33 protein-coding genes, 1 tRNA gene and 2 pseudogenes are annotated in these 23,722 nt (G+C 49.4%); 24 read left to right on the top strand and 12 right to left on the bottom strand.

The features are described 5' to 3' along the window. Positions 1-3 precede the first annotated feature (3 nt). On the bottom strand, positions 4-1,464 hold the full coding sequence (cls, locus tag ACU8XX_RS14230; protein ID WP_000214516.1) for a cardiolipin synthase: 1,461 nt from the start codon (positions 1,462-1,464) through the stop codon (positions 4-6). 142 nt (positions 1,465-1,606) lie between these two features. Between cls and ACU8XX_RS14225 the strand changes: the two genes are divergently transcribed. Then, positions 1,607-1,780: a YciY family protein gene (locus tag ACU8XX_RS14225; RefSeq protein ID WP_001309467.1), complete on the top strand. Its 174-nt coding sequence runs from the start codon at positions 1,607-1,609 to the stop codon at positions 1,778-1,780. Between the two features lie 54 nt (positions 1,781-1,834). Here ACU8XX_RS14225 and kch read toward each other — a convergent pair whose 3' ends face one another. After that, the gene (gene kch, locus ACU8XX_RS14220) at positions 1,835-3,088 is read right to left on the bottom strand and encodes a voltage-gated potassium channel protein (RefSeq protein ID WP_032173987.1); all 1,254 of its coding nucleotides are present in this window, start codon (positions 3,086-3,088) and stop codon (positions 1,835-1,837) included. A gap of 504 nt (positions 3,089-3,592) precedes the next feature. Here kch and ACU8XX_RS14215 point away from each other — a divergent pair. Further along, the gene (locus ACU8XX_RS14215; protein ID WP_000627155.1) at positions 3,593-4,786 is read left to right on the top strand and encodes a tyrosine-type recombinase/integrase; all 1,194 of its coding nucleotides are present in this window, start codon (positions 3,593-3,595) and stop codon (positions 4,784-4,786) included. A gap of 235 nt (positions 4,787-5,021) precedes the next feature. Here ACU8XX_RS14215 and ACU8XX_RS14210 read toward each other — a convergent pair whose 3' ends face one another. The 5 genes from ACU8XX_RS14210 to ACU8XX_RS14190 all read right to left on the bottom strand — a co-directional run bounded on the left by ACU8XX_RS14210 (position 5,022) and on the right by ACU8XX_RS14190 (position 10,335). Continuing rightward, complete coding sequence (locus ACU8XX_RS14210; RefSeq protein ID WP_001237029.1) at positions 5,022-5,264, bottom strand: DUF4060 family protein; 243 nt, start codon at positions 5,262-5,264, stop codon at positions 5,022-5,024. 38 nt (positions 5,265-5,302) lie between these two features. Continuing rightward, a complete protein-coding gene (locus tag ACU8XX_RS14205; protein WP_000432226.1) occupies positions 5,303-6,415 on the bottom strand; it encodes a RecT family recombinase in 1,113 nt (370 codons plus the stop codon). Positions 6,416-6,426: 11 nt separating this feature from the next. Next, complete coding sequence (locus tag ACU8XX_RS14200; protein ID WP_446908304.1) at positions 6,427-9,816, bottom strand: RecE family exodeoxyribonuclease; 3,390 nt, start codon at positions 9,814-9,816, stop codon at positions 6,427-6,429. 139 nt (positions 9,817-9,955) lie between these two features. After that, the gene (locus ACU8XX_RS14195) at positions 9,956-10,117 is read right to left on the bottom strand and encodes a YdaE family protein (protein ID WP_061360104.1); all 162 of its coding nucleotides are present in this window, start codon (positions 10,115-10,117) and stop codon (positions 9,956-9,958) included. An 11-nt stretch (positions 10,118-10,128) separates the two neighbouring features. Beyond that, complete coding sequence (locus ACU8XX_RS14190) at positions 10,129-10,335, bottom strand: phage encoded cell division inhibitor protein (RefSeq protein ID WP_032935469.1); 207 nt, start codon at positions 10,333-10,335, stop codon at positions 10,129-10,131. A gap of 179 nt (positions 10,336-10,514) precedes the next feature. Here ACU8XX_RS14190 and ACU8XX_RS14185 point away from each other — a divergent pair, with 179 nt between their 5' ends. Then, positions 10,515-10,808, top strand: a complete 294-nt coding sequence (locus tag ACU8XX_RS14185; RefSeq protein ID WP_016247086.1) for a hypothetical protein — start codon at positions 10,515-10,517, stop codon at positions 10,806-10,808. On the opposite strand, the gene ACU8XX_RS14180 is transcribed toward ACU8XX_RS14185, so the two are convergent. Continuing rightward, the gene (locus tag ACU8XX_RS14180) at positions 10,789-11,058 is read right to left on the bottom strand and encodes a hypothetical protein (protein WP_016247087.1); all 270 of its coding nucleotides are present in this window, start codon (positions 11,056-11,058) and stop codon (positions 10,789-10,791) included. The genes ACU8XX_RS14185 and ACU8XX_RS14180 overlap by 20 nt on opposite strands. A 239-nt stretch (positions 11,059-11,297) precedes the next feature. Between ACU8XX_RS14180 and ACU8XX_RS14175 the strand changes: the two are divergent. Beyond that, positions 11,298-11,504 (top strand): annotated as a pseudogene (locus ACU8XX_RS14175) (hypothetical protein). A gap of 19 nt (positions 11,505-11,523) precedes the next feature. Here ACU8XX_RS14175 and ACU8XX_RS14170 read toward each other — a convergent pair. The 3 genes from ACU8XX_RS14170 to ACU8XX_RS14160 are packed head-to-tail and all read right to left on the bottom strand — an operon-like array spanning position 11,524 to position 13,243. Beyond that, positions 11,524-12,153 (bottom strand): hypothetical protein, encoded by a 630-nt coding sequence (locus ACU8XX_RS14170; protein ID WP_016247089.1) that lies wholly within the window; start codon positions 12,151-12,153, stop codon positions 11,524-11,526. Beyond that, a complete protein-coding gene (locus tag ACU8XX_RS14165) occupies positions 12,153-12,515 on the bottom strand; it encodes a hypothetical protein (RefSeq protein WP_016247090.1) in 363 nt (120 codons plus the stop codon). The genes ACU8XX_RS14170 and ACU8XX_RS14165 overlap by 1 nt, the downstream gene beginning before the upstream one ends. Before the next feature lie 44 nt (positions 12,516-12,559). Beyond that, the gene (locus ACU8XX_RS14160; RefSeq protein WP_016247091.1) at positions 12,560-13,243 is read right to left on the bottom strand and encodes a LexA family transcriptional regulator; all 684 of its coding nucleotides are present in this window, start codon (positions 13,241-13,243) and stop codon (positions 12,560-12,562) included. Between the two features lie 129 nt (positions 13,244-13,372). On the opposite strand from ACU8XX_RS14160, the gene ACU8XX_RS14155 reads away from it, so the two are divergent. From ACU8XX_RS14155 to ACU8XX_RS14125, 7 genes and pseudogenes are all read left to right on the top strand, one after another. Continuing rightward, positions 13,373-13,603 (top strand): transcriptional regulator, encoded by a 231-nt coding sequence (locus ACU8XX_RS14155; protein WP_016156233.1) that lies wholly within the window; start codon positions 13,373-13,375, stop codon positions 13,601-13,603. A 31-nt stretch (positions 13,604-13,634) separates the two neighbouring features. Beyond that, positions 13,635-14,174, top strand: coding sequence for a toxin YdaT domain-containing protein (locus tag ACU8XX_RS14150; protein ID WP_061360103.1), 540 nt, complete (start codon positions 13,635-13,637; stop codon positions 14,172-14,174). A 167-nt stretch (positions 14,175-14,341) separates the two neighbouring features. Continuing rightward, positions 14,342-15,289, top strand: a complete 948-nt coding sequence (locus ACU8XX_RS14145; protein ID WP_061360102.1) for a DnaT-like ssDNA-binding domain-containing protein — start codon at positions 14,342-14,344, stop codon at positions 15,287-15,289. A gap of 2 nt (positions 15,290-15,291) precedes the next feature. Beyond that, the gene (locus ACU8XX_RS14140) at positions 15,292-16,041 is read left to right on the top strand and encodes an ATP-binding protein (protein WP_039022279.1); all 750 of its coding nucleotides are present in this window, start codon (positions 15,292-15,294) and stop codon (positions 16,039-16,041) included. An 18-nt stretch (positions 16,042-16,059) separates the two neighbouring features. Further along, positions 16,060-16,371 (top strand): hypothetical protein, encoded by a 312-nt coding sequence (locus tag ACU8XX_RS14135; protein WP_039022278.1) that lies wholly within the window; start codon positions 16,060-16,062, stop codon positions 16,369-16,371. After that, positions 16,368-16,845: pseudogene (locus ACU8XX_RS14130) on the top strand (class I SAM-dependent methyltransferase). The gene ACU8XX_RS14135 and the pseudogene ACU8XX_RS14130 overlap by 4 nt, the downstream one beginning before the upstream one ends. A 2-nt stretch (positions 16,846-16,847) precedes the next feature. After that, entirely contained in the window at positions 16,848-16,979 is a 132-nt protein-coding gene (locus ACU8XX_RS14125; protein ID WP_262221437.1) for a hypothetical protein, read from the top strand. An 88-nt stretch (positions 16,980-17,067) separates the two neighbouring features. Here the strand turns inward: ACU8XX_RS14125 and ACU8XX_RS14120 are convergent. Continuing rightward, positions 17,068-17,159, bottom strand: a tRNA-Ile gene (locus ACU8XX_RS14120). 162 nt (positions 17,160-17,321) lie between these two features. On the opposite strand from ACU8XX_RS14120, the gene ACU8XX_RS14115 reads away from it, so the two are divergent. The 13 genes from ACU8XX_RS14115 (at position 17,322) to ACU8XX_RS14055 (ending at position 23,573) form a co-directional block, all read left to right on the top strand. Beyond that, the gene (locus ACU8XX_RS14115; protein WP_039022277.1) at positions 17,322-17,663 is read left to right on the top strand and encodes a hypothetical protein; all 342 of its coding nucleotides are present in this window, start codon (positions 17,322-17,324) and stop codon (positions 17,661-17,663) included. Between the two features lie 155 nt (positions 17,664-17,818). Continuing rightward, positions 17,819-18,001: a hypothetical protein gene (locus ACU8XX_RS14110; protein ID WP_039022276.1), complete on the top strand. Its 183-nt coding sequence runs from the start codon at positions 17,819-17,821 to the stop codon at positions 17,999-18,001. Further along, complete coding sequence (locus ACU8XX_RS14105; protein ID WP_061360100.1) at positions 18,001-18,258, top strand: DNA polymerase III subunit theta; 258 nt, start codon at positions 18,001-18,003, stop codon at positions 18,256-18,258. Before ACU8XX_RS14110 ends, ACU8XX_RS14105 begins: the two co-directional genes overlap by 1 nt. Continuing rightward, entirely contained in the window at positions 18,258-18,509 is a 252-nt protein-coding gene (locus ACU8XX_RS14100; protein WP_039022274.1) for a hypothetical protein, read from the top strand. The genes ACU8XX_RS14105 and ACU8XX_RS14100 overlap by 1 nt, the downstream gene beginning before the upstream one ends. A 100-nt stretch (positions 18,510-18,609) precedes the next feature. Then, positions 18,610-19,212 (top strand): DUF1367 family protein, encoded by a 603-nt coding sequence (locus tag ACU8XX_RS14095; protein WP_039022273.1) that lies wholly within the window; start codon positions 18,610-18,612, stop codon positions 19,210-19,212. After that, complete coding sequence (locus tag ACU8XX_RS14090; RefSeq protein ID WP_039022272.1) at positions 19,212-19,418, top strand: hypothetical protein; 207 nt, start codon at positions 19,212-19,214, stop codon at positions 19,416-19,418. The genes ACU8XX_RS14095 and ACU8XX_RS14090 overlap by 1 nt, the downstream gene beginning before the upstream one ends. A gap of 2 nt (positions 19,419-19,420) precedes the next feature. Further along, on the top strand, positions 19,421-19,711 hold the full coding sequence (locus ACU8XX_RS14085; protein ID WP_001472175.1) for a DUF1364 domain-containing protein: 291 nt from the start codon (positions 19,421-19,423) through the stop codon (positions 19,709-19,711). Beyond that, complete coding sequence (gene rusA / locus ACU8XX_RS14080) at positions 19,708-20,070, top strand: crossover junction endodeoxyribonuclease RusA (RefSeq protein ID WP_001472176.1); 363 nt, start codon at positions 19,708-19,710, stop codon at positions 20,068-20,070. Before ACU8XX_RS14085 ends, rusA begins: the two co-directional genes overlap by 4 nt. Further along, the gene (locus tag ACU8XX_RS14075; protein ID WP_016245902.1) at positions 20,067-20,204 is read left to right on the top strand and encodes a YlcG family protein; all 138 of its coding nucleotides are present in this window, start codon (positions 20,067-20,069) and stop codon (positions 20,202-20,204) included. The genes rusA and ACU8XX_RS14075 overlap by 4 nt, the downstream gene beginning before the upstream one ends. Continuing rightward, positions 20,201-20,890 (top strand): bacteriophage antitermination protein Q, encoded by a 690-nt coding sequence (locus ACU8XX_RS14070; RefSeq protein WP_119913172.1) that lies wholly within the window; start codon positions 20,201-20,203, stop codon positions 20,888-20,890. The genes ACU8XX_RS14075 and ACU8XX_RS14070 overlap by 4 nt, the downstream gene beginning before the upstream one ends. Before the next feature lie 1,324 nt (positions 20,891-22,214). Next, the gene (locus ACU8XX_RS14065; protein ID WP_001568784.1) at positions 22,215-22,493 is read left to right on the top strand and encodes a phage holin; all 279 of its coding nucleotides are present in this window, start codon (positions 22,215-22,217) and stop codon (positions 22,491-22,493) included. Next, positions 22,471-23,037, top strand: coding sequence for a lysozyme (locus tag ACU8XX_RS14060; protein WP_024192364.1), 567 nt, complete (start codon positions 22,471-22,473; stop codon positions 23,035-23,037). The genes ACU8XX_RS14065 and ACU8XX_RS14060 overlap by 23 nt, the downstream gene beginning before the upstream one ends. After that, positions 23,037-23,573: a hypothetical protein gene (locus ACU8XX_RS14055; protein WP_001568785.1), complete on the top strand. Its 537-nt coding sequence runs from the start codon at positions 23,037-23,039 to the stop codon at positions 23,571-23,573. The genes ACU8XX_RS14060 and ACU8XX_RS14055 overlap by 1 nt, the downstream gene beginning before the upstream one ends. The last annotated feature ends 149 nt before the right edge of the window (positions 23,574-23,722 follow it).

The raw sequence follows: 23,722 nt of genomic DNA, 5'->3' as shown, positions 1-23,722 counted from the left end.
GTTTTACAGCAACGGACTGAAGAAGTAAAACAGTCGCTCGGCGACACGTTGCCATAATGGACGTTTTAGCCATAAACGGGCATCGAGCAGACGTGAACGCGAAATATAATCGTCCTGAACGGCGGCGAGGTCAGCACCAAAACCTTTATCGTCGATTGCCAGGGTAATCTCGAAATTTAGCCACAGACTACGCATATCAAGGTTAACTGTGCCAACCAGACTTAGTTCGCCATCGACCAGCACGCTCTTGGTATGCAGTAACCCGCCTTCAAACTGATAAATTTTAACCCCAGCAGCCAGCAGTTCCGTAAAGAATGCGCGACTGGCCCAGCCGACCAGCATCGAGTCATTTTTTCGCGGAAGGATAATACTGACATCCACCCCGCGCTGCGCCGCCGTGCAAATCGCATGAAGTAAATCATCGCTTGGCACAAAGTAGGGCGTGGTCATGATCAAATATTCACGCGCCGAATAAGCCGCAGTCAATAATGCCTGGTGAATGAGATCTTCCGGAAAGCCGGGGCCAGAAGCAATTGTGTGAATGGTGTGACCGCTGGCCTGTTCAAACGGCATAATATTGACATCTGGTGGTGGCGGCAGAATACGTTTTCCGGTTTCAATCTCCCAGTCGCAGGAATAAATAATCCCCATCGCGGTGGCGATAGGGCCTTCCATACGCGCCATCAGATCAATCCATTGCCCTACGCCCGCATCTTGTTTGAAGTAGCGAGGATCGACCATATTCATGCTGCCGGTGTACGCGATGTAATTATCGATCATGATCATCTTGCGATGTTGGCGCAGGTCCATACGGCGTAAAAACACACGCATCAGATTGACCTTTAAGGCTTCGACCACTTCAATACCGGCATTACGCATTAGCTCGGGCCACGGGCTGCGGAAAAAAGCCACACTCCCGGCGGAGTCGAGCATCAATCGGCAATGAATGCCGCGTCGCGCAGCCGCCATTAATGATTCAGCCACCTGGTCCGCCATGCCGCCGGGCTGCCAGATATAAAACACCATCTCAATATTATGGCGCGCGAGCTGGATGTCGCGGATTAACGCCTGCATCACATCATCTGACTCGGTCATCAGTTGTAGCTGATTCCCTTTGACCCCAGCGATCCCCTGACGACGCTCGCAAAGCTTGAATAATGGCGCAGCGACACTGCTATTTTCTTCGGCGAAGATATGCTTACAGGCTTTAAGGTCGTTAAGCCATTTTGCGGTGGAAGGCCACATCGCTCTGGCGCGCTCAGCGCGGCGTTTGCCTAAATGGAGCTCGCCAACGGCAAGATAGGCAATAATTCCGACTAACGGCAGAATGTAAATAATCAACAGCCAGGCCATCGCGGAGGGAACTGCGCGTCGTTTCATTAGAATGCGTAAAGTTACGCCTGCAATGAGCAACCAGTATCCCAGAATGGCCAACCAACTCACCAACGTATAAACGGTTGTCATAGATTAGAAATCCTTTTGAAAGCGCATTGTTATGAGTTTACGCATATGGATTCATCTGGCAAATAAAAACGCGGGAAAAGCACTGGTCAGCGTCGGGGGTGGGGGTATAATGACCATTCTGTTATTGCATAGAGTAGTTAACATGAAGCGGAGTAGAACGGAAGTGGGGCGCTGGCGCATGCAGCGTCAGGCTAGCCGACGTAAATCGCGTTGGCTTGAGGGGCAATCGCGCCGAAATATGCGTATCCACAGCATCAGGAAGTGCATTCTAAACAAACAGCGTAACTCGTTATTGTTTGCGATCTACAATATCTAAATGTACTGGGCACCATTGCGGTGCCCAATAAGTTTACTCTTCCGTCTTTAAACTCTATTTTTGCGCCGATTCTTTACTGTCAGCTTTCGTTTCTAGTTCATCGTTATCGCTGAAAATACCATGACCTGAGTTCAACAACATTGAAACGAGCATATCATTATTAATCTCTTCACCATTTAAAACTCGCGCCAGAATTTCGCTGCCAAACAGTTGCGGTGAGAGAATGATATCCGGATGTACCATCTTAATCTTATTCAGGTTTTTGCTATCACTGACGGCGAGAACTGTTTTGACATCACTGCTCATATCTTTTGCCGAGAGTACAATAAACGCGTTATCTGCATCGTTATCACTCAGCGCCAGAATGGCCCGGCAACGATCGATTCCCGCTTTCTTTAATACAGAACTGTCATTACTGTCACCGGGGATAACATCAGCATTATCGCCTAAGCGTTGCTCAAGTTGCTTGATATCATCTTCAGGCAAGTTGCTGATAACCGTTACGTTTTGTCCGCGTTGATTCAGTTGCAGGATCGTATTGATGGCGAGAATCGAATGTCCGCAAACAATAAAATGATCTTTACGATGCATTGTATGATTGTTTCCTTTTACAAGTTTGTTGAATCCCCCGCGGATAAGCGGACCAAAAATTGAGGTCATAGATGTGGCAAAAACGGTAATGCCGGAAATAATGACCGAAATAGTGAACAATCGTGCTGATTCAGAAACAGGGACAATATCGCCATAGCCGACGGTTGACATGGTTTCTATCGAAAAATAGAACGCGGTCATCAAACTTTCTATTCGCGGATTAAAACCTTCGCTTAAATAAAGCGCACCGTAGGTTGAGTAAAACAGTAATGTCGTGAAACTAATAAATGCAAAAATTGTCCCGGCTGCGGCGCTACTGTGGGAGAAGTCTTTGCGCAGTATCAGCAAAAACACCAGCGTAAAAATGCAAAATCCAATACTAAATTTCAGCCAGGGATAAAAATGCAGGGTGTAAATTAGCGCTATCAACAACAAAATGATACTGATTGCCCATGCGAGCTTTGCCCGGAACAGTAAGCCAATGGAGTTCAGGACAAGAAAGACGCCGAGCATAAAGAGTGGGGCGTTTGCCAGCAAGGAGAGATCCAACTCTGAAAATGCTTTGATATGGAAAATATCAAGCAAATTGACCGACATACCATAGATTGTTTTAAAAATAAGCAAACCATTTAAAAAGACGGCCAGCGCGAGAATGTCGTGCCGAAGGGTCACCCATAAATTTGTTGCTGTTTGTTTGAATGTAGCCCAGTGACTCACTGATACCTCTGTAACCACAATTTTGTTTAATTATCTTAGCGTGCACATTTTCTGAACATACATGCAGCGCGTGAATGTGTTAAACAATAGTAGATGACTTTATCCGCAGTAATCAAAGGATTTGAGCGAGCAACTGTACCTCAGGAAAGGTCATTTTTCCTGAATATGCTCACATCATATAAAGAAATACAGATAAAGTTATTATCTGCTTGTGGTGGTGAATGCACTGACCGGCTATAAGGAAAGGCCAAACAAGAACACGGTTGCAAAAACCGTGCCCTTAAATATTGAATCTCTATTCAGAACACTTTCTTAAATTGTCATTTGGCATATTACGAACAATTCCGCGTAAAAACGTTCTGTTACGCTAAACCCTTATCCAGCAGGCTTTCAAGGATGTAAACCATAACACTCTGCGAACTAGTGTTACATTGCGTGTAGCTTTGAGTGGGCAACTTTGTGTACACTTTTGTGTACCCAAAAACAAAAATGTGTACCCATTCAATGATCACCGACACAAAGCTCAGGAAGGCGCTCGGCAAGAAAAGAGATGATATCGAGATTATTTCTGATTCGCACGGGCTCAACGCCAGAATCAGCCAGGCCGGAAAAATATCATTTTTCTATCGGTATCGCTGGGCCGGTAAAGCGGTAAAACTCAATGTTGGTGATTATCCTGCAATGAGTATCACCCAGGCAAGAGAGCGTCGCCAACAATTCAGAAACTGGTTAACTGAGGGACTGGATCCGCGAGAGCAGGTGAAGCTGGATAAGCAGACCCGACAGGAAGCGATGTCCGTTGCCGAAGCGTTCAATTACTGGATTGAAAGGCACTGTATCGCTAACGGGCTAGTTAAAGTCGATTACTATCGCCAGGTGTTTGAGAAACATATCGCCGAACCGATGAAGAATGTCAAAGTCGATAACACAGCGAAAATGCACTGGATCAACGTCTTCGATTCTATAGAAAGCAGGGTGATGGCTCATTACATGCTTTCGCTGTGCAAACGGGCGTTTAGGTTCTGCGTTAACAGAAGTGTGATCGCCTCAAACCCACTCGAGGGATTACTGCCATCTGATGTCGGGCAAAAGCCTAAAAAGAGAACTCGCAGGATGGACGATGACGATCTGCGCAAAATCTATCAGTGGTTGAAAAGCCATATGTCGATAGAGTCCGTTTTCCTGGTGAAATTTATTATGCTTACCGGATGCCGTACGGCTGAGATTCGACTTAGTGAGAGATCATGGTTTCGATTGGATGATAATGAGTGGGTCGTGCCTGCGGGCAGTTATAAAACTCGGGTACATATTAGAAGGGGACTCTCAGACGCCGCCGTTAACCTGGTCAGAAATCACCTCAAGAAAATAAACACCAATCACCTGGTGACTTCACAACGTAAAATTGATGGCGGGATCAAAGATTCGCCCGTTCATTCACCTGTGGCATCCAATTACGCCCGTTCTATTTGGAATGGAACAGGTATGGCAGAGTGGTCGCTTCATGATATGAGGCGGACGATAGCCACAAATCTCTCTGAGTTAGGTTGCCCGCCGCACGTAATTGAAAAGCTGCTCGGGCATCAGATGGTGGGGGTTATGGCGCATTACAACCTTCATGACTATATCGATGATCAGAAACACTGGCTCCGCGTTTGGCAGAGCCATCTTGAAGAGATCATCGGAGAGCCCTTCAGTTAATTTATCTTCTTTTTATCCTCCCACTCTTTGATTGACTCAGAGCGCCAGCGGTTAGGGTTGCCGGGCCAGTCAGGGGGTGGGAACGGGCATACGAAGCCCCGAGGCATTGTGTCTGCACTTTGCCATGACCAAAGGGTTTTGCGTGAAATTTTGTAGCGACTGGTCAGGTCTGACGTTACCAAAATATCATCCATAGCTCTCTCCAGTTGCCCGTTCGGGCCATTCAAAATCTTTTTCAACCAACCTGCCCGGGCAGGGAGCGGAGACGGCGCATGCCGGTCATCGCTGTGGCCACGTAGCTCGCCTTTCGGTTCACCACCTCCACCCAGACTTTCACGCCTTCAACCTTCACCGTATAAGTCTCTTTCATCTTGCTTCGCCCATAGTCGCCATATGTTTGCAAGTGAGCTGCCAGCGCGATGTCGCATGCTTGGCGAGCTAAAGGTGATTGCTTACTTCCTCGATTGATCAGTCGCATATAATCTCCTTGAGGGAGGGTTACCCCTCCCGGTCTCGTCAGGCCACGTATTCCGGTTTCATATCCGCCAGGGTGATGCTGAATTGATCGTGCAGTTCATCGCCTAAGTGACGCTTTGAAGATGCAAGCATGCGCTCGGCTTCAGCGAACCGTTCGGCTGCATGCGGCTCGTCGGGCTGGGGCAGGGATTTAATAGCCTCCTCAACCTTGTTGCGTGCATCCACTAGGTAATAACGCTTTACGGCTTTGTTTTTCAGCTCGGTGAATAGTGCGGATCCCAGCGTAGCTTTCGCCGTTTCAATGTCGGCACGCAGCGATTTGGCGCTATCCACGTCCTGAGCAGATTCGATGCGTTCGCGGAAATCATCGGCAAGAGAGTCGACATTTACCGACGATTCCTGTGCGCTTTGCGTGGTTGTGACGGTGTCACCTGAGATATCAGCCAGGCTAACGCGTTGCGGCGTTGGGTTGATCTCTTTTTCTGTGCGCTGTTCAATCTCATCAGGGGTGTACACACCAAGAACAACTGCAGGGCAATACAGGCGCGCCCAGTATTTGAGTGCCAGATAAGCGATCTGCTGTTTCGGGTTTGATACCCAAAGTGGAGAATTACGTGTGATTACGCTGGAGAGGAAAACAGGCTCTCCCCAGGTGATATCACTTTCACCGCGAATAACGGCACCTACCCGTACCGACAGTCCTTGTTCATCAGCACTTTCCCAACCGCGTACCATTTCTTTCTTGTCGTACGTCCCGCCACCTTTCGCAGGCTTTTTAACGGTTATCTCGCGGCTGCTGGCACATTTCGACCAGTCGCCCTCGTACTCATAGTGAAAGCGGCCAACGATGGCGTTTGAGCTGGAGATCACCGCATTAACCAGTTGCGCTTCGTATCCCAGGACACCGTTAACCAGGTGCGTCTTTTGCGCCACGGCGTAAGGGTTCATACCCCACTGCATCGCCTGCATGATGATGGCCATGCAGTCTGCCGGATTGCCGCGGAGGTGCTCAGGCACCGTTACGGCTGCCTGTGCCATCAACCCGGCGACAGACTGAAGCTGGGTTAAAGCCTGCACGTTGAAAATGGCATTGCTGGCTGAGATCGTGTTTGGAGTCTGCTGTTCAGCGGTTACGATATTCGTGTTTTCCATCATCATTCCCCTTATGCCTGAGTACGCAGCGCTTCAAGGCGGCGCAGGTCGAAGTCGTTCAGTTCGTCGGTGTAGTCAGCAGTGATTGGCGCTGGCCATTCACCTGTGTCGAATCCGGTTGCGATATTGCGCATCGCTTTGCGGTACTCGAGCATACCCAGCTCCAGTAGTTCAGCGGATGCCTCGATGATGGCGATCCAGTGGTAGTTCTCGTCTTTGTTGACGAAAATCCAGAAGAACTGATCCAGCGCTGCGGTTTCGCAGTACATAGCCGCGCTCAGGTGATAATCACGTTCAATAATTTCCCGGTGTAGCCTGGCGCGCAGGCTTTCCTGCTTAACATTCCACATGCTGATGGTTTTCAGGTCTGCACCTATACGCACGCCATCCAGGTCGATCTCAAGGTCAGGGCGCACACGAACTTCCAAGCCCGTCTCCTCGTCAAAACCAAAGTAGCTCACCTCAACGGCTCGGCTAGGGTGGGTCAGCAGCATGCCGGCGGTCGGGTGTGCCAGAAGCGCTTTTTGAATATTCAGCGCGGTGCTCAGCTGCTGGCGGGTGACCAGCACTTTTCCTTCCGGGTTATCGCGCCAGGCATCCAGCAGTTCGTCGGCAAATACGGCATCTGGTTTGACTGCCTTCACGGCCTGGATCATGTCTGCTTTGGTACCGGACACTTTCAGTGGTGCCGGTTTCTGTGCTTCCTGAGCCACAAGGTCAGGGTTGATGATTGCCAACTGCTCCAGCAGCGCGTCACGGCTGCCGCTGGTTTTAACCGGCGGCGGCAGGGTGGCGTTGTACTCTTTAATGCATGCCTTCATTGCCGTCGCCGTCTGCTTCTGGTCACCATCAATACGCTGGAAGTCAGCTGGCAGCGCCATATAGTTCTGTGCCGTTTCTTCCAGGTTAGCGCCAAGCGGAACCTGCGGCGGCAGGGTGGCGTTGTACTCTTCCAGTAACACCTTGATGTCGTCGGCAGACAGCAGCGCCGGCAGGCTGGCATTGTGCTCATCGATAAAGGCGCGCAGGGTCGCGGCCGTTGTGAATGCGCCTTCAGGGATCACCGGTTCAACGCTGAATTCTGCGTCCAGTAGTTCAGGCTGCAACGCCAGCGCATGCACCAAGTTGCCCATGTCCAGCACCGCTGAGCGCTCTTTGACGATGGTTTTCTCTACGTGGCGCGCATTGAAGTACATCAGCGAAACGCGCGCATCTTTCACCTGGGTTGAGCTGATGCCGTTGGCGGCGTGGTAAACCTCGTTTGGCAGCCCTTCATAGCGGCCTGGCTCGAAATAAGCGGGATAAACAACAGCCGGTTCGTCAGATTGCGCTTCTGGCTCGGTTTGTGCTGCAACTGGTTCGGTTTGGCTTACAGAATCGCTATTTTTGGCGACAGAATCCGTATTCTGGTTTACATCGTCCTTCTGGCTGGTATCTGACTCTTCACCAGACTCCAGACTGCTTTCGCCTGGCTGTACTTCATCACCAGCTTGTTTTTCATCACTGACAGTTTCTTGAACCTGCACATTGCTGGTGGTCTCCGTAGCCTTTTTCGTGCCATGAGTTGCTGAGTTCTGCAGCAAAGCCGTAACGTCGAATATTCCGTTGCCGACATTTTTAACCAGTTCTTGTTCGACTTTCTGCGGTTGTGCTGCCGCTTCCTCTGCGCGGCGGCGTGCTCCTTCTTCACGCACGCGTTGCAGGTTCTCTTCGTGAGTGCAGAAGGATTTGCGCGGAGACTCCTTACCTTCAGGTTGGGGAATTTCCTGTGCTGCGGGTTCAGCCTCATGCAACGGCAATAACTCGACCGCGGAATTGAACGCGGCTGTCATGGTCTGGTTAACAAATTCCAGGTGAGCGACAGGAGTTAAATGAATATTTTCCGGTGCGATACGTACCAGGTTAAAAATAGCCGTGCGGTTAACGCCAAGAGCGCCAGGCTGATTGCGCAGAATGCTGCTCCATGATTTCCACGGTTCTTCTTTTTTGGTCACGATTTCTTTGGCGCGACGAAGAATGCTGCCTGGGATCTCGAAGTGGTTGAAGTCCATAGGCAGAAGGGCACAGGCAATCTCTAAATCGAGAGTGTCCAGGGTGTGGTGTGCGTCAGGTCCACGGTCAGTGACATATCCGCCATCAGCGTTGGTACCAGAATCGGTGCGCTGAACATTACTGATGCGGTTACCGGCGGCCCATTCGCGTGCCAGGATGCCGCGGTCAATGTAATCAGTTTTGAACCACACCGTCAGGAACTGGATAACTGTTGCCAGATCAGGTTTTTTCCCGTCGACAGAGAATACTTGCTTAACGGCTTTCACGACTCTATGGATGTCGAGATCAATAGCTTTTTTGAATGCTTCTACATTCTCAGCAGCCAGCAGGAGGTTCTGGACGTACGCGTCATCAGTGTCCATCTCAAGACGGACAATATCGTTTTTCTGCCCGGCATCGACGTGATAGAGATATTCACCATCACCGATGAACTGAGCCAGTACGCGCTGGCGGAAAGGCAGGGTGGCAACAACGATCAGGTTCGGTTGCTGTATCTGCTGGGATTGCTCTTCGGTATCGACTTCACTATCAACGACGCCACCTTCTGCCCGGCCGTGCTCGTCGGCCTGGATACCGTCCTCAACAGTGAGATCTTGACCCGTTGTAACGTCAGCAGCGTTGCTGGTTTCAGTTTTGAGCAACTGCAACTTACCACTGCGCCAGTCTTCTACCAGTTGATTGCGGTCACCGGCATCGGTGTTCACCCAGTCAGACATGAATGCAGCGATCAATCTTGGTTCGTGCTCTTCGTCTGGTGTGAAAATGTCCTTAACCGCCCGAATCATTTTCCACTCAGCATTCAGGCTGAGTTTGGCGGTCGCGGGCACATCGTTCCTTGCCACAAGCATGCTCTGGAGATATGTATTTCCTTCATCCATTGACATTTCGCTGGCAGCCAGTTGCTGCTCTTTAGTGATATGAGTCTGGTATTTATCAATCATCAGATGGACGGCATAGCGGACTGCTGGAGTACGGTTTTCAACCGGGACAATTTCGGACGCAGTCGCGTCTTCAACGATTACGGTCGGAGTAAGTGTGGAGGAGGCGTCAACGGTGCCAGTAGACTCACCAGCGGCTTTTGGCAGCCAGGTGCGCCCATCGTCCTGAAGTTCGTAGCGATCACACCAGGTGAAATCAATCTCACCTTCTTCTGGCAGGTCGTCAACAACCGGGAAATCAGTGCGAATCGGTTTGGCGTAGTCCTTGCCACGGCCCGTTTCGATGCCAGCATCTTCCAGCGCAACATCCAGCATCAGGTTGGCGCGAGCCTCTGTTTTTGCAGTGAACCAGACAAAAGCATCAGGCTTTCCCGACTTTTGCGTGGCTTTAACTACATATGGAAATTCCATGTGAGATCCTCTTTTTTGGGTGCTAGAATTCCCGGACCATTGATAGCGCCCATTGGGTTAACTTTGGTTTTAATGTTGTTTCCGGTGTAACTTTGGTCGGTGGCACCGGACGTAGATCCCGCCTTGCGCGGGTTTTACGTTAGCCTTCGTGAGCCATCTGGTCGTGCGAAGCGCAACGTCTGGAGCAATACTCTTTCTCTTTACGCGCCAGCTGTGAGCCGTTGCGATAGAGAAGGGTGCTTTTGATTACTTCTTCCGGTTTAACCGGCTTGCCGCAATATCCGCATTTCTTGTCTAACATGACATCCTCCGCTAGTGGCTGAGTCCATGCCCCAGACCGTTCAGGTAAACTTCAACCAGCAAATCCCTGGTGTAAGTCATCTCAACGCCGCGATGCAGATACAAACGACCACGAGCATTAGCTGATGCCGTCCAGGTTGAATCCTTGTGTTTGACGAGCATTCCAGGCTGAACTGCGCCGCGGTTTACTGTCTGTGTACCGTAGTGCTGATGAACCATGATGTTCTCCACTATTGCTGAGTGAACTTCGCTGGTGGTGCCGTGGTGCTGATCTTCACAGTTGAGCGTTTTAACTCTGCAGTTCACCACCGCGAAACCCACTCTTATGTGCCTGTCTTTTATCCACTTCAGGCTCGGTGGTATGCTGGTAGTTCTCACACAGCCAGCAAGGAATAACTATGAAATCAGTAACTAAGCCATGTCCTATTTGTGGTGAAGATTCTTTGTCTTTTAACCAGACAAATCAGTTGGTTAACATCAAAGTAAAACCACCAACTATTCGTGAAGTTCCATCAGTGGTTTACGTTTGCGATACTCACGGATGGTTTTCACTTTCAGAACAGATAAACAGACTCGTCACATCTAATGACGACCCTGCGGCTAAGCAAAAACTGGCTGTTATTGTCAAAGAGCGATATGTGCCGGAACAGGATCAGCCGTTAGCCCTGAAACCTATTGAGTCGCTCGCATAAGGTCTTTTCGGCTCTCGCTGCGATATCCCAGGCGGTACATTTTCACGTAGGCTTTGCCGCGAGGAATGCCGCCTGTTTTGTTGAATCTCTGCTGGGCGCGGCGATGGTGTTTTGCTTCAGGGCTGTTTGAACCTTTCCCGCCATTCGATCGAGAACTTGGGAGTTGCATTGGCTTTTGGCGTGAATAGAATTTACGTGCCCAGCATGCTCCAAAGCCGATCATGCCTGTTTTCTTCGTATTACCTTTCATCTCAATCCCCTCGTTTGCCCTTGTCGCCAGGCCAGCGGAACGTTTGAACTTGATGCGCTTAGTGTTTCTCGATGGGGTGATGATAGCTAAGGCGATTTATTTTATCAATCGCTTAAACGATAATATTGTGATTTTGCCGATTATTATTTGATTTATAAAGTGATTTATTTTTGTATGAGATGCGTGATATGCTCAAAAAAACACCAGGTGGGGATATTGATATGGGTTTAGGAATGGATATGTCACGTGATGAGCAGCTGGAAGATCGCGCTGCTTTCATGGCTGGCGAGATTGGCGGTGCAGTTGTCGAGTAGATAATCAACGGTGTGGTGATAAGTCGAGATGCGATAGTAGATAGCTTGGAGACTAAGCGTCGCGCGGTTGGAAATGTGATTCACAAAGGAGTGTTGTGGGATGTCACTGCTATGGTGAGAAAAGGAATATGAAAACCGGCATAATGCCGGTTTACTTTGATTTTTCCTGTTGGTGAAGTACTCGTGGAGTAGTTGGTTCTTGAGGTAATTGGATGATAACAGGTTGCTGCGCTACTGGTTGAACTACGGGCGGATCACTCTTCAAGGCAGAAACAAGACTAGGTAATGCAACGACAACCGCAATGATAACGCCAAAAATAGCAAGCCTAGTGGAAATACCTGATTGAATACCGCCAATCGCAGTGTTTATTCCTGTAATTTGCCCTTGTATACCTTCGAATTTGCCATTGATGGCTTTTACATCCCCATCAACGCTATCCATTTTCCCTTCAATTTTAGAAGAAATAGAGCTAATAGATGAATTGAGCGATGCCAGCTGAACGTTCATATTCTCGCGTGACAAAGCCATTTCAGCTCTAATCGAAGATGCAATGGACTCCATCTCCGCCTTATTGGCAGCTAGAAGTGCTTGCATTTCTTCACGGCTAACTGATGACATTTCATTTCCCCCATCAGTTTCATTAGCTTCATCTGTTGATTTGATAAAGTTAGTATACATTTCTTCTTTATCGACGCGTAGTCTGTTTTGAACATTGGGGTACAGGTCATCTTTATCAATGCCAGAACCGCAGTCTGGGACAGCTTTGAGAGATGGGCCCATCACTTCCCATCCTCTCCTTGATCTTCTTTTCTTTTATTAATCAGTGTCCTGGCTTTTTTATAAGAAAAAAGCAGTACATGTGCGCAGTGATCACACGTGATTCGAAATAGTGGCATACCGCCAGGATATGTCACAGCACTATCAGTATCAGGTTTGTATTGTGCATAACTAAGTGTTTCGATCACATGATGTTTTGGCTGATTTTCTTCTACATCAAGATCAAAGGCACCAACTACAGACCATGACTGGTTCCCGCAGATTTGGCAAGTTATTGGTTTTTTGAATGAATTTATGAAATCAATGAACTCATCCGCTGTGATAATCTCGGAGTTTGCTTCACTATGAAATAATTCCGATTTCATAATTATGATCCTTTTCTGGGCCAAAGTAGATAAAAAGTACAGTTTTACAATCGGTTATACTTTATTGATTCATGAATCAATGCCTTACCCATTACGTAGAGTTGATCCTGATTACCTTCGTTAATGTACCACTTCTCATAAGCTGAGTTATCAGACAAAACTGCCAACCTATCGCCCTGCATCTGCAAGCGCTTCACATGGAAATGTTGTCCGAAAACGAACGCATAAACACCGTCGACCTTGAAGTTTCTTACAGAAATATCGAAAAACAATCTGTCACCAGACTGTATAGTTGGACACATGCTGTCGCCATCGACCGTCATTACTTTTACGTCTTCCTGAGAACGATTTCCGAAGAGTGAACGAGCGTGTTCGGTTGTGAACTCAATGGCGTGTAGAACCTCAACAAACTCAGAAATCATGAAAGAACCTGGCCCCGCGCTAAATGTCAGGTCAAGTACGTCAACTCTGAATATGTTTGAGTCTTTTTTTGTCGCGGTAATGGGAGGCGGTAGCTGGCCATCGTTACGCATCGGTCCGGATCCCGTGGAAAGCCATTCAGGGCGAACATTGAGAACAGAAGCTATCTCGACCGTTTTTCTTGAGCTTGATGCACCATTTAGCAGCTTGTTAACACTTGACTGTGCCATGCCAACTGCCTTAGCTAGCTTGCCCTGTGTATAACCCGCCTCATTCATTGCGCGATCTAATCGCTCAGAAAAACTCATTAAAGATACCCCCTAATAACCTTCATAAATATTATCGCCACAGCGATTAATAAGCAAAAAATCGCATAGGCGATTGACATTCGTTAAAGCGATAAACATAATCAACCTAAATTGATAGAAGGAGCGATTATGAAAAACCCTGCTGTAGAAAAAGCGATTGCAATCGCCGGTAGTCAGAAAGAGCTAGCGAAGCGATGTGGTAAGGCCCAATCCACGGTCTGTGACTGGTTAAATGGGAAAAAACAAATCTCCCCGATCCATGTTCCTGTTTTGGTAAAGGCAAGCGAAGGACAGATTCAAGCTCATGAATTCCGTCCCGACCTTCCTGAATTGTTTCCGCATCCACATTCAGCCGCCTGACCGGCGGCGCTAACCATCAAGGGAAAGCACTATGCAATTACTTACGTTTTACCAGGATACAGGAGTACCGCAACAAGCGGTGATAAATCGCGCTCAAACCTATAAGGGGCCGTGTCACGAAGATATTCGAAATGCCGTTCGTTCATGGGCGGGTGTAGATGGTCAGGATGTCGTTTCTGCTCTGATCGTCGAAGAGTACCGGGCGCAGGGTGGTTATGACATCACTTTCCCTGACGATCTCTGCCGAAAGCGGCAGAAGCTTTTCCGCTTCCTGGATAACCATTTCAACAGCGAACGGTACCGTGAGAACGTTCGCCAGCTGACTCCGGCAATCCTGGCGGTCCTGCCGATTGAATACCGCAACCGTCTGCTACCAGAAGACAACGTTATGGCCCGCCTGGCTCGGCTGGAGAAAGAAACCAGCGAAGCGAAGATTGCCGTCGCAATGGATGCGCCACGCCATCAAAAGCTGAAAGAGTTGAGCGAGGGGATCGTGGAGATGTATCGCGTTGACCCTGGGTTAACCGGTCCACTGATGGAGATGGTGCAGATGATGCTGGGGGCTATATGACCGGTTCAAAAATGGCGAAAGCCGCGGTGCGCGAACACCAACGGCTTTCTGGTGCAATTCATTGCGAAATCATTGCGGGGTAAGTATGCCTAACCACAAATTGTTTTGCCAGCGTGTCGGACCGCGACTGGATAAATCTTCCCTTAATTATTCTTCAGGAGGACTTAATGGCCGGGGACTGGATAAAGATGCGTACATCACTGGTCACCAGCCCGAAGGTGAACGGAATTGCGCGAATACTGGAGCGTTCACCGGAGGTGGGAAAAATGTTCACACTTTCGCATAACACCACGTTATCAGACGTTGTAACGCGTAACGTAACCCGTAACGTTACGGTGTCGTTACTAGTAACGTTTTGGTCTGCGGCAAATGAACACTCGCGTAACGGTGTATTTGAAAATGCAGACCTGTCTGATATTGATGATATTGTCGGAGTACCCGGTTTTGGGGCTGCATTATCAACCGTAGGCTGGGCCATTTATGATGCGGAGAATAACTGCGTCATTCTTCCAAACTTCAATGAATACAATACGTCAGGTGATATGCGCTCAGCTACGGCCAAGACAAATGCGCAGCGCCAGAAGGAGTTTCGTGAGCGGAAAAAACTCCAGGAAAGTAACGTTACTCGTTACGTTACTAATAACGTAACGCGTAACCACAGAGAAGAGAAGAGAAGAGAAGATCTAAACCCAGAGAGAGAACGCGCGGGCGGAAGTCATTCTGGGGATGATATTTCTGGAAATCACCCACCTCTGCCAGCTATCCCTCCCAAACCTCAGAACGAGGATTTTGGGCCCGGTCTGGATTTTGGCCCATTGGGTAAATTTCCGATCACTGACTCATGGACCCCGTCTCCAGACTTCGTGCGTCAGGCTGCGCTCTGGGGTAAGAACGTCGGCACTGAGCCGGGTTACACCGCTGAAGAACTTCAGCAATTCCGTGATTACTGGATACCTGACGGCAAGGTTAAACACCAGTTGGCTTGGGAGCAGACCTTTGCCAACAGTCTGTTGCAATCGCGTGGTCACGGCCAAAGGACCGTCCATGTTGGACAGCGAGATCCCAACCGAATTTCTGAGCCAGATAAAACCATCCCGACCGGGTTCAGGGGGTAACGGTGAAAAACATTGTTAATTCTGGCAGCGCTCTTGAGCGCCTGAAGAAACTCATTCCGCCAGGAGTTCAGCCGAAGTTCACCAGCGCGGAAGAGCTGCTGGCATGGCAGAGGGAAGAAGGCCTGAAGCGGTGTGAAGAACTGGACAGGCTGAATCAGAAAGCCCGGACAGAGAAAATTTTCGGTCGCTCAGGAATTCAAAGCCTGCACCGCAGCTGCACTTTCGAGAATTACCATGTATCCGGGGAAGGGCAGCGCAAAGCCTTCACGATGGCAAAGAGCTACGCACAGAATTTCGGTGCTGGGTTCGCGAGCTTCGTGTTTAGCGGTGGCCCTGGTACCGGGAAAAACCATCTCGCTGCAGCAATCGGAAATCATTTGCTTTCTGGCGGGCATAGCGTGCTGGTCGTCACTATCCCTGACCTGATGCTACGCGTTCGCGAGTGCTACGACGGTGGTCAGTCAGAGGCCGCATTGCTGGATGACCTCTGCAAAGTCGATCTGCTGGTGCTGGATGAAGTCGGTATTCAGCGTGGAAGTAACGGCGAGAAAGTCATTCTGAATCAGGTTATCGACCGTCGCCTGTCGTCGATGCGTCCGGTGGGGATCCTGACAAACCTGAACCACGACGAGCTTCTCGTGGCGTTGGGTGCGCGGGTTATCGACCGTCTCCAGATGGATGGCGGAATGTGGGTGAACTTTGACTGGGGCAGCTATCGCAAGAACGTTAGCCATCTCCGGATCGTTAAATAACTTCGAGGGCAAATCACTATGGCAAGCAAATCACTGTGGGCAATCGTCGATTTCCTTCGGGTTAACCAGACCATAACCCCTCGTCAGGTTCAGAGCCTGCTGGGATGCGACTGCAAGAAGGCACACAACCTGCTGCTTCACCTAGTACGCAAAACGGTAGTAATCCGCACTGGCGAGCCGCATCGCCCGGTCTATTCGCTTCAGCCCGGTGGCGAGCAGAATATCAAGCAACTCAAATCGAAAGTGAGAAAAAACATGGTCACATCCGTATGCCGCACAAGTCCGGCTATGCAGCGTGTACTGGCGTTTTACGGGAGAGCATCAGTATGACCGACAACACGACGATTCTTGATATGTGCTGCGGCTCCCGCATGTTCTGGTTCAACAAGCAGGACACCCGCGCCGTGTTCACTGATATTCGCGCCGAAGAGCACGAACTGTGCGACGGTCGCCGCCTGGTTATCAGTCCAGACCTGATTTCAGACTTTCGTTCACTGCCGTTCGCTGATTCTTCTTTTCCGGTTGTGGTGTTTGACCCGCCGCACCTCGAGCGCGTGGGCCAGTCTGCCTGGATGGGTAAAAAATACGGGCGACTGAACAAAAAAAACGTGGCGCTCTGACTTACGCGCCGGTTTCAAAGAAGCGTTTCGGGTGCTGTGGCCGCGCGGCGTGCTTATTTTCAAATGGAACGAAACGCAGATCCCGGTTAGCCAGATTTTAGCTCTTACTGACGTGAAACCTGCAATTGGTCAGCGTACTGGGAAGAACGACAAAACCCATTGGATTATCTTTGTGAAGGACTAACCATGACAATTAACAACCACCCGGTGAACGGTCCTGTATCACTCGATCGTCTGCACGAGATACAGGAAATACTCATAAAAGCAGCAGCACAAAGCGACGGCGGTAATCTCGGCTACGCAATGGCAGGTGATTGATGAAGTTTTAGCAGGTAGGAATGCGGTGCGGGTAGAGCCAAATTTGATGTATAAAACGAAGAAGGGGCCGACATTTGTCGACCCCTTAAATAGGGTGCGGGGTTCGAACCCGCGGTACGGGTTTATAGCCCGTACGCCTCATTATCAGTGAGGTGCCATCAACCACTCGGCCAACCCTCCGTTGTACCTTGCAAGCAAGGGGTGAAAGAAATATAGCATTATGATTTAAAAAATAAAGTGAATTATCATCGAATAACATTACCAAAAATAGCCATGACCACACTTTTCTTTTGTATAATCCCTCCCAAAGTATCGAGGGGGACTCATCAAGGAGAAGATAAAGTGAAATATTTGGCGATCACGTTGTTAGGAATTGGCTTTCTTATGCCCCATGCCGTTGAAGCAAAGGAATATGTATGCTCTGGAATAGCAAGGAGTATGACCTCAAATGAAGTAAAATCCGGCGAAGTAAAGGCAAATATAACTGACATCGGAAATTCAATAACAGTTAACTTTGGGACCATTTCTTACACCACAAGCAAGATTAGGCCAGAAAAACCGGAAGGAAAGACATACCCATCTGGTGCGACTAAAGAGGGCAATATTATACAAAGACGTGGAGATGGTGATTACCGATTCTTTCAAATGTCTCAGGGTGATGTAGTGCAATTTACCTGCAAATAAAATTGAACGAATTTCAACCAGGTTAGGTGGTTTTTATTTTTGGCTGTGCCCCCGTTCGCTGTAGCACTGGTGAGGGCTAACCTGCCGGAACTATGCCAGTCGAAACAAATCGCGGCCTGACCTATAATCCCCTCCATAACTCAAGGGGATTTTTTATGTCAAACGAAGAAATGACACCTGCCGAAAAATACAAAGCGGCGAGGAAGCGATATAAAAAACACTGGCTTCAATCCGATATAGCAAACGCTAAGCGCTTTGAGGCTGATGATGTGGCCCCTGTAGATGGTTACAGGTCTCCTTACGAAACGAGGAAAAAAAGAGGGAGAACAGCAGATTAATGTCACATTTTAATATCGCAGCAAAATCGAAAGAAGAGCAGGACAAGGCTAACGTGGACCTGGCTGCCAGTGGCGTAGCGTACAAAGAGCGCCTGAACATGCCGGTTATCGCTGAGCAGGTAGCTCGTGAGCAGCCAGATCATCTGCGTGAATACTTCATGGAGCGAGTTCGTTACTACCGAGAGCAAAGCCTGACTCTACCGAAATCATCCGACCCGCGATACCTGGATATGGCCGCGCAGAACGAGAAGAAGTGATGGGCTGCCTCATTGTAAGCGGCATCAAGTTTTACGTTCTGGCAGAACGCGAGTCATATCCAGATCCGCATGCTGATAACCGGTATGTCGGTGCGTATGCTGTATTCCCATTCGAGGGAAAGTGGGGGGCTCAGAAGTATTTCAGGGGACACTGGAGTGATATCACCGAGCGCCGATTTAACACTGAAAGTGAGGCGTTCAACTTCACTTACGAATACGCATTTCTTCCTGAAAACCGCTACAAATATTAATCAGTTCAGCTAAAAGCAACATTTGATTTTCCATTATCAGCTGTACATAATGTCAGTGTCAGCCTGAACAACTGACAACTTGATGCGCCACGGGGGAACCATGGCGCACGAACTACAACTCATCAAGCAGTCCTCAGGAATCCTGATCCCCGCGACGCCGGAGACCAGCGATATTCTGCAATCAAAAATCAAACTCGGCGCCGTGCTGGTGGCCGAGTTCCGGCAGGTGAGGAATCCCGCATTCCATCGCCGTTTCTTTGCGCTCCTGAATCTCGGGTTTGAATATTGGGAACCCACTGGAGGGGCGATCTCTTCCAACGAACGAAAATTGGTGACCGGGTACGCTAAATTCCTCGCGGCATTTGGTGGAAACGAAGGTGCACTTCTGGATGCTGCCGAGCGGTATCTGGAGCAGGTAGCCAGTCGCCGAATTACCAATGGGATCAGCCTGTGTAAATCCTTTGACGCGTACCGTGCCTGGGTAATTGTCGAGTCTGGTCACTATGACGCTATTCAGCTTCCTGACGGAACACTTCGCAAACATCCCCGCAGTATTGCCTTCGCTAACATGGACGAAACCGAGTTCCAGCAACTGTACAAAGCCGCGCTCGATGTTCTGTGGCGCTGGGTATTGTCCCGGGCATTCAAGACTCAGCGAGAAGCGGAAAACGCCGCATCGCAGCTCATGAGCTTTGCGGGGTGATGGCGATGAAATATTCCTGGTTCCACCATCACGAATGCACAACCGATCAGGCCGACGAGCTGGTGGAGAAATACCGGGCGCGCGGTGTAAAGACAGAGCGCAGCCTGAATCGCGACAACATCACCTGGACCGTCAGCGCGCAATTGCCGGAAGGCGATAACGCGCCTCGCCCGAGCCGGGTATGGCAAAGCAAGGCGTGGGGGTGAGCATGGCAAATTTACGCAAAGAGGCTCGTGGTCGTGATTGTCAGGTTCGAATTCCCGGCGTCTGCAACGGTAACCCGGAAACGTCTGTACTGGCGCACATTCGCCTGGCCGGGTTATGTGGCACCGGAATCAAACCGCCTGATCTGATTGCCACCATTGCATGCTCTGCCTGTCACGACGAGATCGACCGCCGTACACATTTTGTCGATGCTGAGTATGCTAAAGAATGCGCGCTGGAAGGTATGGCGAGAACGCAGGTTATCTGGCTGAAAGAGGGGGTAATCAAGGCGTGAATACTTACAACATCACATTGCCCTGGCCGCCGAGCAATAACCGCTACTACCGCCATAATCGCGGGCGCACGCACATCAGCGCAGAAGGGCAGGCATACCGCGATAACGTCGCCCGAATCATTAAAAACGCAATGCTGGATATCGGTCTGGCTATGCCTGTGAAAATCCGCATTGAGTGCCACATGCCGGATCGCCGTCGCCGTGACCTGGATAATCTGCAAAAGGCCGCTTTTGACGCACTCACCAAAGCAGGTTTCTGGCTGGACGATGCTCAGGTCGTTGATTATCGCGTTGTGAAGATGCCCGTTACCAAAGGTGGAAAGCTGGAACTGACAATCACCGGGCTGGAGGCCGTATGACATTTGAATCCTGTTTTTCCGATCACCTCCGCGTTCGCTGGCAGCGGCTTCGCTTATACCACTTTCCCGGCTCTGTGCTAACGGACTACCGGATACTGAAGAACTACATCAAAACCATAGGCGGTGCAGTATGAATACTCAATTTCTCGAATACGTGCGCCAGCAGTTGATGGTGGCCACCGCCGATTTAAGTGGTGCGACGAAAGGGCAGTTGATGGCGTGGCTTGAAAACGCGCAGTTCGATACGGGAACGTTTAAACGTAAAAAGCCTCGAGTGCTGGATGAAGTGACCGGGGAAATGATTACGCTGGATAACCCGCCAATACCGGGCAAGCAGTCGCATGCCAAGGGTTCGCATATTCCCCTGGTGCAGCCGGTTGAATACTCCAGCGCATCGTGGCGCCGCGCACTGATGTCACTCGAAGAACACCAGAAAGCGTGGCTGCTATGGAACTATAGCGAGAACGTGCGCTGGTGCTATCAGGTGGAAATCACTCAATGGGCGTGGGCAGAGTTCCGGGAGCAGCTCGGCGCGAAGAAGGTGGCCGGCAAAACGATGGAGCGCCTGAAGAAGCTTGTCTGGCTCGCGGCTCAGGACGTGAAAGCAGAGCTGGCAGGGCGTGAGACGTATGAATACCAAAAGCTTGCCGCCATGGTCGGAGTGACCCCGAAGAACTGGTCAGAAACGTTTACAGAACGGTGGGAGGAGATGAAAACCACCTTGCGGCGCCTTGATAGCGATTCTCTTTTGCAGGTAACGCGATCACGTTCACAACAAAAGGCGACAAATTTAGACTCAAGTCTTGCAAAACTGGATTAAATGCGTCATATTTGAGTCTACTTTGATATGCTGCCTTAACTTTAAGTGGCGGCATGAAGTTTGAAAAAAGTTGGTCGGCAAGCCATCAGTAAAAAGCAGTTAGACAGCGGCAGTCTTTAAAAGCAACGTAACGGCTCGAAAGTGAGCAAAAATACAAGCCCGAGGTTAACGCCTTGGGCTTTGTCGTTTCTGCAATCTCAGCGCTGTTTAAAGGTTTCGTACCCACAGCTGGAGCATTTGTAATAGTCTCTCTGAACTCCCAGCCCAATGAAATCGGGGTCATCTACGGTTCGGTCAAGGCTATAGCTCATCTGTGAGCATCTGGGGCATTTCTCCCCACCGCTGGATTTGATGTATGCCTCAAGCTCGGCGACCTGCTGTTTGAGACGATCCACTTCGTCGGGTACTGTTTTTAACCTTTTCCACAGTGGGATTTTTTCCAGTAAAGAATCCAGTTCGGAGAGTATCCCCATGAGTCACCTCGTTAATAAGACGCTAGTTACGACAGGCGGCATTACGCTATGCAAGCCTGATATTTATGCCCTTGATATCACTACTGATGATAAAGGGAGTAAAGAACTCTACATTCTCAAGAATGGCGAAGAATTGATCCACTTCGAACTTACAGAAGAGAGTACGGAAAAGTTGTTATCCTTGCTCCGAGAGTAGGTCTATTTGCATTGCATCAATACCCCTGTCACATCGTCGTAGAGCATTGAAACGAGTTTCATCAGATGTTAAATTTTTAGTGTGGTGAATCCCCCTATGCGGAGGGGCGACCAGTCACTTACAGTGATCTGTAAATGCAGCGCGGGCCATGTCGACTGGGACATGCTCACCGGGAGGCACCCGGCGCCACCTCCTTGACGGTATTGTTATTTTTCATGCCTGTTCGTCCGAGCAGGCTTTTTTTGCCCGCATTATCTTCATTGAAAACTGGCAACTCAGAGAATCATCCAAATTAAAAAAGCAGCAACGAGAGCGATTACTAATACATTCTTCGCTTTTTCTCTTCTGCTGGCCTTCACAAAAGGATTCACTATCCGGCAGTGGCTACACACAAGTGATTCTGGGTTAATTAACTTTCCGCAGTAGGGGCAGGGCTTGATAATCATTGGTACTAATTAAGTTGTGAGAACGTAGTCTCATTTAACCACATTTATCGAGTTGTTTTACTAATGGTCTAGTTATTTCAGACATATTCATCAATTTCAGGCTCACGGGAATCATCCGCTACGTGCTTTGTTGATAAATCCAGCCCGTGAAGCCTGACCCTTTTCAAACACACACACACAGCGCCATCCGAAAAATCGGAGGTGAGGCTATGACCAGAATGAGCACCATTTACAGCAGACTTTCATATGGAACAGGAACCACGCTGACCGGCTGCGGTGTATCAGCGAAGGCATATGCCGAAACAGCTAAAACAGCAAAAGAGGTGTCCTGGATGTTGGCCGACAGAATTGCGGGGTTAAGCCTGAGCGACTGGGCAATTATTGTCGGTATCGCATGCACTGTTATTACCTGTGCAGTGAACTGGTATTTCCGCTGGAAAGAACGGGAGGATCGGCGCAATGGCTATGCCACCAAAGCTGAAGAATAGCGTTATTGCAGCGATACCCGCTGGCGCTATTGCTATCGCTGCGGCGTTGATTACTGGCCCAACGGGTAATGATGGCCTTGAAGGTGTACGCTATCAGCCTTATCGGGATGTTGTTGGAGTGTGGACTGTATGCTGGGGCCATACTGGTAAAGATATTATCCTCGGCAAGACCTACACCAAAGCAGAGTGCCAGGCGCTGCTGGATAAAGACCTGAATATTGTCGCCCGACAGATTAACCCATATATCAATGCTCCGATCCCCGAAACGATGAGAGGGGCGCTGTACTCATTTGCGTATAACGTAGGCGCGGGAAACTTCAAAACCTCCACACTGTTACGAAAAATCAACCAGGGTGATTCGAAAGGCGCATGCGAACAACTGCGGCGCTGGATCTATGCTGGTGACAAACAGTGGAAGGGTTTAATCACGAGGCGTGAGATTGAGCGTGAAGTTTGCCTGTGGGCAGAGAAACCTCAGGTTCTGGGGGATGGACTCGGGCCGCTTAACCCTGGCATTCCGGTATCAGTTCCGGGGGTATTCTGATGAAACCCAGAAAAATTACGATTGTTGCGGTTCTGCTGGTGGCTGTCGTAATCATTATTGCAGTGCTTAGCGTATTACTGGTTCGTAGCCGCTCAGCTCTTGAAACAGAACAGAGTGAGAATCGGGTATTACGTAATGATAACGCGCTGCAGGCGACGGTGATAACTACACAGGCTTTCAACTTCAATCGGTTTAACCAGATAGCAGAGAACGCCAACCGCCTTAACTCGCTGATCGATGCCGGTACTGAGAAAACTGTCATCGAATACCGGGAGATTCTCCGACGTGAAAAGACCTGTGATCTGCCTGTTCCTGCTGATGTCGCTGGTGGGCTGCTCAAATACGCGTACCGTTTACGTGCCAGCGCAATGCACCCCGATACCGGGAACACTAACGCAACCGATGATAGTACCGCTGCCGCCAGCTCAATGACGTATTGCCAGGCCGTCCTCTGGATTGAACCTTTGCTGGCTGTTATTGAGAAGGGCAACAATAACCTGGCGGGTATACGAGAGATTGAGAAGTTACGAAAATGAATAATGTCCGTTGACATTGTTAGGGTGATTCTCATTTAACAACCTCAACTGCTACATTACAGTGCTTCATCATGCAATTAGCTTTTTCACCAATGGCTTAGATCCAGTGAAAGTTACTGACGTTATCTAATGACAAGATGAACGTAGCT

This window comes from Escherichia sp. MAL-1 (genome assembly GCF_052948035.1).
The sequence above is the reverse complement of the archived record's forward strand: the minus strand, read 5'-3'. Positions and strand labels throughout refer to the sequence as shown.

Bases quoted from the DNA above. Each gene is read 5' to 3' on its own strand.
- ACU8XX_RS14150 (WP_061360103.1), top strand. From the start codon at position 13,635: ATGCAATTACTTACGTTTTACCAGGATACAGGAGTACCGCAACAAGCG.
- ACU8XX_RS14085 (WP_001472175.1), top strand. From the start codon at position 19,421: ATGGCAAATTTACGCAAAGAGGCTCGTGGTCGTGATTGTCAGGTTCGA.
- ACU8XX_RS14060 (WP_024192364.1), top strand. From the start codon at position 22,471: ATGCCACCAAAGCTGAAGAATAGCGTTATTGCAGCGATACCCGCTGGC.
- ACU8XX_RS14065 (WP_001568784.1), top strand. From the start codon at position 22,215: ATGACCAGAATGAGCACCATTTACAGCAGACTTTCATATGGAACAGGA.
- ACU8XX_RS14160 (WP_016247091.1), bottom strand. From the start codon at position 13,243: ATGAGTTTTTCTGAGCGATTAGATCGCGCAATGAATGAGGCGGGTTAT.
- ACU8XX_RS14210 (WP_001237029.1), bottom strand. From the start codon at position 5,264: ATGCGACTGATCAATCGAGGAAGTAAGCAATCACCTTTAGCTCGCCAA.
- ACU8XX_RS14100 (WP_039022274.1), top strand. From the start codon at position 18,258: ATGGGCTGCCTCATTGTAAGCGGCATCAAGTTTTACGTTCTGGCAGAA.
- ACU8XX_RS14190 (WP_032935469.1), bottom strand. From the start codon at position 10,335: ATGGTTCATCAGCACTACGGTACACAGACAGTAAACCGCGGCGCAGTT.
- ACU8XX_RS14090 (WP_039022272.1), top strand. From the start codon at position 19,212: ATGGCGATGAAATATTCCTGGTTCCACCATCACGAATGCACAACCGAT.
- ACU8XX_RS14195 (WP_061360104.1), bottom strand. From the start codon at position 10,117: ATGTTAGACAAGAAATGCGGATATTGCGGCAAGCCGGTTAAACCGGAA.
- ACU8XX_RS14070 (WP_119913172.1), top strand. From the start codon at position 20,201: ATGAATACTCAATTTCTCGAATACGTGCGCCAGCAGTTGATGGTGGCC.
- ACU8XX_RS14135 (WP_039022278.1), top strand. From the start codon at position 16,060: ATGGCAAGCAAATCACTGTGGGCAATCGTCGATTTCCTTCGGGTTAAC.
- ACU8XX_RS14185 (WP_016247086.1), top strand. From the start codon at position 10,515: ATGAAATCAGTAACTAAGCCATGTCCTATTTGTGGTGAAGATTCTTTG.
- ACU8XX_RS14225 (WP_001309467.1), top strand. From the start codon at position 1,607: ATGAAGCGGAGTAGAACGGAAGTGGGGCGCTGGCGCATGCAGCGTCAG.
- ACU8XX_RS14205 (WP_000432226.1), bottom strand. From the start codon at position 6,415: ATGGAAAACACGAATATCGTAACCGCTGAACAGCAGACTCCAAACACG.
- ACU8XX_RS14170 (WP_016247089.1), bottom strand. From the start codon at position 12,153: ATGGGCCCATCTCTCAAAGCTGTCCCAGACTGCGGTTCTGGCATTGAT.
- ACU8XX_RS14055 (WP_001568785.1), top strand. From the start codon at position 23,037: ATGAAACCCAGAAAAATTACGATTGTTGCGGTTCTGCTGGTGGCTGTC.
- ACU8XX_RS14215 (WP_000627155.1), top strand. From the start codon at position 3,593: ATGATCACCGACACAAAGCTCAGGAAGGCGCTCGGCAAGAAAAGAGAT.
- ACU8XX_RS14110 (WP_039022276.1), top strand. From the start codon at position 17,819: ATGTCAAACGAAGAAATGACACCTGCCGAAAAATACAAAGCGGCGAGG.
- ACU8XX_RS14200 (WP_446908304.1), bottom strand. From the start codon at position 9,816: ATGGAATTTCCATATGTAGTTAAAGCCACGCAAAAGTCGGGAAAGCCT.
- ACU8XX_RS14125 (WP_262221437.1), top strand. From the start codon at position 16,848: ATGACAATTAACAACCACCCGGTGAACGGTCCTGTATCACTCGATCGT.
- ACU8XX_RS14075 (WP_016245902.1), top strand. From the start codon at position 20,067: ATGACATTTGAATCCTGTTTTTCCGATCACCTCCGCGTTCGCTGGCAG.
- ACU8XX_RS14145 (WP_061360102.1), top strand. From the start codon at position 14,342: ATGGCCGGGGACTGGATAAAGATGCGTACATCACTGGTCACCAGCCCG.
- ACU8XX_RS14165 (WP_016247090.1), bottom strand. From the start codon at position 12,515: ATGAAATCGGAATTATTTCATAGTGAAGCAAACTCCGAGATTATCACA.
- ACU8XX_RS14155 (WP_016156233.1), top strand. From the start codon at position 13,373: ATGAAAAACCCTGCTGTAGAAAAAGCGATTGCAATCGCCGGTAGTCAG.
- ACU8XX_RS14105 (WP_061360100.1), top strand. From the start codon at position 18,001: ATGTCACATTTTAATATCGCAGCAAAATCGAAAGAAGAGCAGGACAAG.
- cls (WP_000214516.1), bottom strand. From the start codon at position 1,464: ATGACAACCGTTTATACGTTGGTGAGTTGGTTGGCCATTCTGGGATAC.
- ACU8XX_RS14095 (WP_039022273.1), top strand. From the start codon at position 18,610: ATGGCGCACGAACTACAACTCATCAAGCAGTCCTCAGGAATCCTGATC.
- ACU8XX_RS14180 (WP_016247087.1), bottom strand. From the start codon at position 11,058: ATGAAAGGTAATACGAAGAAAACAGGCATGATCGGCTTTGGAGCATGC.